Annotated in this window: 7 protein-coding genes; 5 read left to right on the forward strand and 2 right to left on the reverse strand. The window is 35.3% G+C overall.

Annotated features, from left to right (window positions below; genetic code table 11):
• The first annotated feature begins 280 nt into the window (after positions 1 to 280).
• The 5 genes from IEX94_RS19120 (at position 281) to IEX94_RS19140 (ending at position 3,845) form a co-directional block, all read left to right on the forward strand.
• Positions 281 to 1,048 carry a gluconate 2-dehydrogenase subunit 3 family protein gene (locus IEX94_RS19120; RefSeq protein WP_188859802.1) on the forward strand — a complete coding sequence of 256 codons (768 nt, stop codon included), beginning with the start codon at positions 281 to 283 and terminating at the stop codon, positions 1,046 to 1,048.
• Between the two features lie 34 nt (positions 1,049 to 1,082).
• On the forward strand, positions 1,083 to 2,825 hold the full coding sequence (locus IEX94_RS19125; protein ID WP_188859804.1) for a GMC family oxidoreductase: 1,743 nt from the start codon (positions 1,083 to 1,085) through the stop codon (positions 2,823 to 2,825).
• 135 nt (positions 2,826 to 2,960) lie between these two features.
• Positions 2,961 to 3,245, forward strand: a complete 285-nt coding sequence (locus IEX94_RS19130; RefSeq protein ID WP_188859805.1) for an SCO family protein — start codon at positions 2,961 to 2,963, stop codon at positions 3,243 to 3,245.
• A 19-nt stretch (positions 3,246 to 3,264) separates the two neighbouring features.
• Positions 3,265 to 3,507: an SCO family protein gene (locus IEX94_RS19135; RefSeq protein ID WP_188859807.1), complete on the forward strand. Its 243-nt coding sequence runs from the start codon at positions 3,265 to 3,267 to the stop codon at positions 3,505 to 3,507.
• A gap of 101 nt (positions 3,508 to 3,608) precedes the next feature.
• A complete protein-coding gene (locus tag IEX94_RS19140; protein WP_188859809.1) occupies positions 3,609 to 3,845 on the forward strand; it encodes a hypothetical protein in 237 nt (78 codons plus the stop codon).
• A gap of 164 nt (positions 3,846 to 4,009) precedes the next feature.
• Here the strand turns inward: IEX94_RS19140 and IEX94_RS19145 are convergent, their stop codons facing one another.
• Together IEX94_RS19145 and IEX94_RS19150 are read right to left on the reverse strand one after the other, a co-directional pair.
• Entirely contained in the window at positions 4,010 to 5,386 is a 1,377-nt protein-coding gene (locus IEX94_RS19145) for a right-handed parallel beta-helix repeat-containing protein (RefSeq protein ID WP_229782812.1), read from the reverse strand.
• A 336-nt stretch (positions 5,387 to 5,722) separates the two neighbouring features.
• Positions 5,723 to 6,187, reverse strand: a complete 465-nt coding sequence (locus IEX94_RS19150) for a site-2 protease family protein (RefSeq protein WP_229782813.1) — start codon at positions 6,185 to 6,187, stop codon at positions 5,723 to 5,725.
• Positions 6,188 to 6,763 lie beyond the last annotated feature (576 nt).

Raw genomic sequence — 6,763 nt, forward strand, 5'->3', positions numbered from 1 at the left:
CATGCATAAAAGAAGTGCCATAACCTACATTTTTAGTTTGCCATAAACAATGGTAAACTCCTCCGCAAACACTGGTAAAAAGAACTGCAAAGGTGGTACAAATTGAATGCAATACTCAGAGGGGTTTGCATTTTATTACATAAAACTACTTATCTTGTCAATTTAATTTAGATCTTATTCTTCAAAATTCGTGATAATACACAATTTTTTACCTAAATTGTTCAGGATATGATATAATTTGCGTAATTCATACAATTATATTTTACTAGGAGGGATGCATATGTCAGCCGAGAAAGAAAATAAATATGAGATCAATCAGTCTAATCAAAAATCGAGACGCGATTTTTTGAAAAACTCTGGATTAGTTGTCGGTGGTATTGTTGGCGGTAGTATATTAGGTTCATTTATCAACAATCCATTAACATCAGATGAGACAGCATCTAATCAAGAAGTTAATCCAGCAAAGGATTTTACAGAAACAAGAATGTTCTTCACTCGAACTGAAGATTTTCTTGTATTAGAAGCGACAGTGGAAAGAATTTATCCAGAAGATGATAATGGCCCAGGCGCAATTGGTTTGGGTGTACCATATTTTATTGATAAACAATTAGCTGGTCCGTATGGTTCGAATAAATTTGACTATATGAAAGGTCCCGTTCAGGAAGTAAACGTTGCCTCATCTTATCAAACGTTAATGTCACGTGGTGAAGTGTTTATTGAAGGTGTTCGAAAGTTGAATGCCGAAAGTCTAAATAAACTTGATGCAAAGTTTTATGATGTAGAAGGGGAACAACAAGACGAGTTATTAACAGCGATGGAAGCTGGAGAAATCGAATTACGTGGTGTTAAAGGCTCTACATTCTTTAACTTATTACGTCAAATGACGATTGAAGGAGCATATGCTGATCCACTTTACGGTGGAAACAAGAACATGATGGGATGGAAAATGAAAGAACATCCGGGAATTCGTGCAGGTTATAGTGATTTAATCGAAGAAGAGGAATTCCAAATCCTCGAACAAATGAGTTTAATAGATTATCAGGGATAAACACAAATAACTTAATCAAGTAGGGAGGATTGTTATGGCTATAAAATTAGACAAAGTAGATGTTGTCGTAGTTGGTACTGGTTGGGCTGGTGGGATCCCTTCAGCAGAACTAACAAAAAAGGGATATAAAGTTGTAGCTCTAGAACGGGGAAAAGATCATGACCATAGTGACTTCGTTGGCTCTAAAGATGAGCTGCGTTATGCTTCTCGTTATGAAATTATGACAGATAACTCTATTTCAACCGTCACAGCACGTGGTAGTTTAGATGAGGAAGCGTTCCCACTTCGAACACAAAGTGAAAACTTTGAAGGAAATAACGTTGGAGGAAGTAGTGTCCATTGGTCAGGTGTTACTCAGCGTGGACGTAAATTTGACCTTCAAGCACGTTCTATTACGATTGAAAAATATGGAGAAGATAAAATTCCAGAAGATATGAATTTACAAGATATGGGGATATCATATGATGAGTTGGAACCTTACTTTGACCAATTCGAAAAAACAGCTGGTACATCTGGTGAAGAGGACCCTATGGGCCCACCACGTAGCGATAGTTATCCTACAGGACCAATGCGTCCTTCATACCCAGTAAAGTTATTTAAAGAAGCTGCATCCAAATTAGGATATCACCCAGTTATGATACCGTCAGCTAACCTTTCTGAACAATATGAGAATCCAGATGGAGAAACAATTAATGCTTGTCAATATTGTTCATTTTGTATGATGTATGGTTGTGACTTCGGCGCGAAATCAGACCCAGTTGCGACAGTTATTCCTACGGCTATGAAAACAGGTAATTTTGAATTACGTACAGATTCTTATGCACGCCGTGTATTACATAAAGACGGAAAAGCTTCTGGTATTTTATATGTAGATATGCGTACGGGAATTGAATATGAGCAACCTGCTGACGTGGTTATTTTAGCTGGTTATACAATTTCTAACACACACTTAATGTTACTTTCGGAAATTGGAAAACCATATGATCCGAAAACAGGTGAAGGAGTTATTGGTAAAAACTCTGCTGGTTTAACATCTCCAGGTGGAAGTGCAACTGGTTTCTTTGAAAATGAAAAATTCAACTTATTTATGGGTTCAGGTGCCTTAGGCGGTACATTTAGTGACCTCGATAGTGACAACATTGATAACTCTGACTTAGACTTTATCGGTGGAGGAATTTGTGAAATTCGTCAACGTGGTTCAGGACCGATTGGTTCCAACCCAGTTCCACAAGGTACACCACGATGGGGGAAAGAGTTTAAAGAAAAATCACTCCACTATGCAAACCGTATGTTAAGTGTTGGATTCATGTCACCTTCATTCGGTTGGAAATTTAACTATATGGACTTAGATCCAAAATATACAGATATGTTCAATGACCCATTATTAAGAATTACACACTCAGTTACAGAACAAGACCAAAAATACTCAGAGTACTTTAGTGCACGTGCAGAAGAAATCATGAAAGAAATGGGAGCGGACATCATTGAAAAAAGTAGTCCACCTCAAGAGTGGGGTCATACGCAAGGATATGGTGAAACAAGTGGTGGGGTAATTATGGGAGATGACCCGGAGACTTCAGCAGTAAACAACTACTCTCAAGTATGGGACATGGAAAATTTATTCGTAATCGGAGCATCTGCTTTACCACATAAAATACCTCAACAAACAGGTACAGTCGGTGCATTAGCATACCGTGCTGCTGAAGGAATTGACAGGTACTTATCAGAAGGTAGCGGATTATTAGTTGAGAAAGAATCAAATAAATCAAAAGTATGAGTAGCTAATTAATTGAATTATATGTAATGGGACGTAAAAGCACTCTACATCTATTTGATGTAGAGTGAACCTCACGTCCTTATTTTTTTATAAATAATAAATCATTGGTGTTTAAGTAGAAAGGGTGTTACCAGATTGAAAAAGATATCGATCAACATCATGCTACTCATTTTTACACTTACACTTGTCGCTTGTAGTAACGAAAAAATTGAATCAAATATGTCCTCGACAGCCGCAGATTTCGAATTTATAGACCAAAATAATGAAACATTTGCATCAGATCAATTAAAAGATGAATGGTGGATTGCTTATTTTTTCTATACAAACTGCAAAATGGTTTGTCCGCAAACAACAGCTAATATCGTAAACGTACAAGCAACACTAAGTAGTGACGGCATAACACCGCCAATCATCGGCTAAAAAACAGGATTATGCAACAATGTATGATGCAAATCTCGAAAATATGGTTTTTTTAACCGGATATGAATTTGACACAATAAAAGAACTATCCAACAACTCCTTTAAAACCGTACTAGACGGTGGAGGACCAGAAGGCCATGCATATGCACATAGCACATCCTTCTTCCTTGTCAATCCAAAAGGTGAAATCATTAAACGGTATGATGGCCTATCGAAATTAGATCTTGAACAACTCGTTGCAGACGTAAAAAAAGTATTGTAAGAATGAAAACCTTATGAATCCAACATTAGATTTTCGATATTTGGTTCATACCTTTCTTTCGCAATTATTTTGATATCTGTCACTTCGATAAAATTCAAGAAGTGACAGATATCAAAATACTTTATCTCGTTCCACCATCAGAACCACCGAACGAACCGCCGACTCCGCCAGGACTAGAAGAACGACCACTTCCAGCACTCCGGGCAGAACCAACAGCAAGTTCATTCTTTCAGAGTATGCCGCGGCCGTATTTATTGTTCTGTATGAATACGTTGATTACTGTTCATATTTGGGATATAGTTTTTAAAATTCCTTATAAACAACTTCCGTTAACCTAACAATGCAGCCCAAATCATCAGTTCATCTCCAAGTTTGTCAATCATCGGTTCATGCTCATTTATTAAAGAATAATCGTTTAAATAATTATATTTTGCATATTAAAAGGCAATCACTTTTTAAAGTCATTGCCTTAAATGGGTTTCGATTCAACTTTTTTAACAATTCACCTTCCAAAAGATGTCTTTTCCAATATGAAATCAATATCCTCCATTTCCATATACCTGGATTCTTCATCAATATTTGAGGCTTTTTGAAAGTCTGGAAAGGATGTATAGGATTTGTTTTTCCAAATCCATATCCCCTCTTTTCCTTCTTCGTCATGAAAAACATTTTGCTTCCATGTATTATTTTGAATTGTATCAAAGTAATTAGCGATAAAAATTCGTGTAGGACCTGCGGTGAATATGTTTTTTTCTATTCGAATGTTTTTACTGTTATGCTGCATCAATAACTGTCCGCCATCCAGCGCTTTTGTATCATTACGATATAGAACATTTTCTGCAATCACGGAATTTTTAGTGCCGCCTCTCTCCTTATCGTAACCACCAACTGAAATCCCTGTAAAATGATTATTATATATCTCATTATGGAGTATGCTAATATTCTCAGCATACTGATTAGCATGCTCTGATGTTGCCTCTATTCCAATATCATTGGCATACACCTTGTTTTCCTCGACAATAATATTTTTTCCACCATCAATATAAATACCGCCTGCAGCATATTCTTCTCCATATGCTGGGTTTCCAAATGAAGATATTTCATACACTGTATTATTTTTTACACATCCATTACGCACAAAATCGGCATTTTGATCATTTGAAATGCCTTCAAAACCAATCAGGTCAATACCAATATTATTATTTCTCCGAACAAGATTGTCTTTCACCGTAAATCCGTCTATATTGCCGTTGAGCACAATCGATTCACTAGCACCAAGAATTAAATCTTCAACTGTATTATTTTCGACTACAATATCCTTCATCCCGTCCGTCCCATATACAGCAATTCCATGGGCATTTCCATCATCAGCCAAGGTTTTTATATCATGTACGTGATTATTTTCCAAATGAATATGGCTGCTTGAACCAGTAACAAATATACCCATAACTGTATGATCGCTTACGTCTGTTGTCAAATCCTGCATTGTTAGTCCGCTGATTGTAACATAGTTATTATCCTCAATTGTTACTAAAGGTATATCGCCTTCTAACTGTTTTAAGCCCTCTCCACTAATTACTACGTTTTCCTGATTATAGGCTTTAAATTCAACAGGTTTCTCCTTTGTGCCGCTATGCTGGACGATAAGCTGTTCATTATAAATTCCCTCTCGAATATATACAACCGTTCCTGCCTTCGCTTCTAGTGCTGCTTTTTTAAACGTTCGATAAGGCTTGGAGATTGTGCCGTTATTTTTGTCGTCTCCATTTACAGAAACATAAATTGTATGAGTACTGCCGCTGTTACTCATGACGTGATATAGCACAAAGCCACAAATTATTGCTATAGTCAAAATTAAAATAATCCATTTTTTCATCATGTCCTCCATTATAAATTGCTTTACGATATTTAAATAAGTATAAGTCTCTATCAATTGTTTGAAAAGCGCTATGTCAGTTTTAAAAATTTTCAGAAGCTAAAGGGGGAAAACACGAAATGAATGACCAGGGACCATAACCCAAACGAGCAAGCACCCTATCCCCTTTTTTAATGCCTATTTTTAAATTAGAAGTCAATATCTATTTTTAGGTAAACTTCAAAGAAAATGAATGCTGAGAACCTTTTTCAGCATTCATTTTCTGGCGAATTTACTTTTACTACTATTTCAGCTGCTATCTATGGATTTGCTCTTTAACTTCCATATTTTCACCCTCTATCAGTATTTCCTATTTCCTATTAATAGTTTGAAAATGTTCTTACCATCACTGTCATATCCATTTGGATATGTTACAGGTATTAATGCACTGATTATCAACGTGATTGTAAAACCTATATAATATCCTTTCAGAAAACTATTTGGATTGTAAGCGTTGAAGATTAGAATAACTATAATTAGTGAAATAATATTGAATAAAACTCCCCCAAATATAATGAAGAAATCCCCTATTTTATTTTTAATCTTCACAGTACTATAATCAAAGTCAACATATCCTAATATAAAAAAGTATTTATTGAAAGAGAACCCTTTTAAATTGATTAAAGGACCCCCTACACCTATGTGTATCTTATTTATCTTTCCACCTAGTAGCTTTATAAAGAATGCATGACCTAACTCATGTATAATCAAATTAAAAGGTGAATATATCAAAAGTCCTATCAGATAACCTAACACTGCTGTCATTTTATTTAGACCCCCCACTTCTACTGTATTGGTTAATGACTGACCAAAACTCTTGCTCGATACTTCTTCAATAAATTCGGCGTCCAATTCTCTAAAAACCGCTCCAACCGTTCCAATTAACTCTAATGATCTATAGATGGTACTTGCATTTTTGTCTCCAGTTGGGTAGTTGATCAAAAAAATATAACACTTCGGTTTTCAAACGATTAATTCCCTTTAATCCAACATACTCCGTTAAGGAATTTAGTACTCTATTGCTATTTTCATTCATACCTTCCAAAATCAAATCTTTTTTTATAATATCATAACTTTCAAAAGGATAGCAGACGTTTTTCTTTTTTCTTGTAACATGAAGGCTAGGCTATTAGCTCGCTAATAGCCTACTAGAATACGTTTTTTGCTTTTATTAAGTTATAAAAAGAAATAAATTCAACTATATTTGAATTTTATATTCAACTATTACTGAATTTAGGTATTAGTTTCTGTATAATTTATTTCAACAAAAGTATTTATGAGAGGTGATTATATGTGTATTTCGCAAGTGAAAAGTGAGCCACATCGCAATTTAAAACTGAG

Origin of the sequence: Oceanobacillus indicireducens (genome assembly GCF_014647195.1) — a bacterium.
Lineage (GTDB): Bacteria > Bacillota > Bacilli > Bacillales > Amphibacillaceae > Oceanobacillus > Oceanobacillus indicireducens.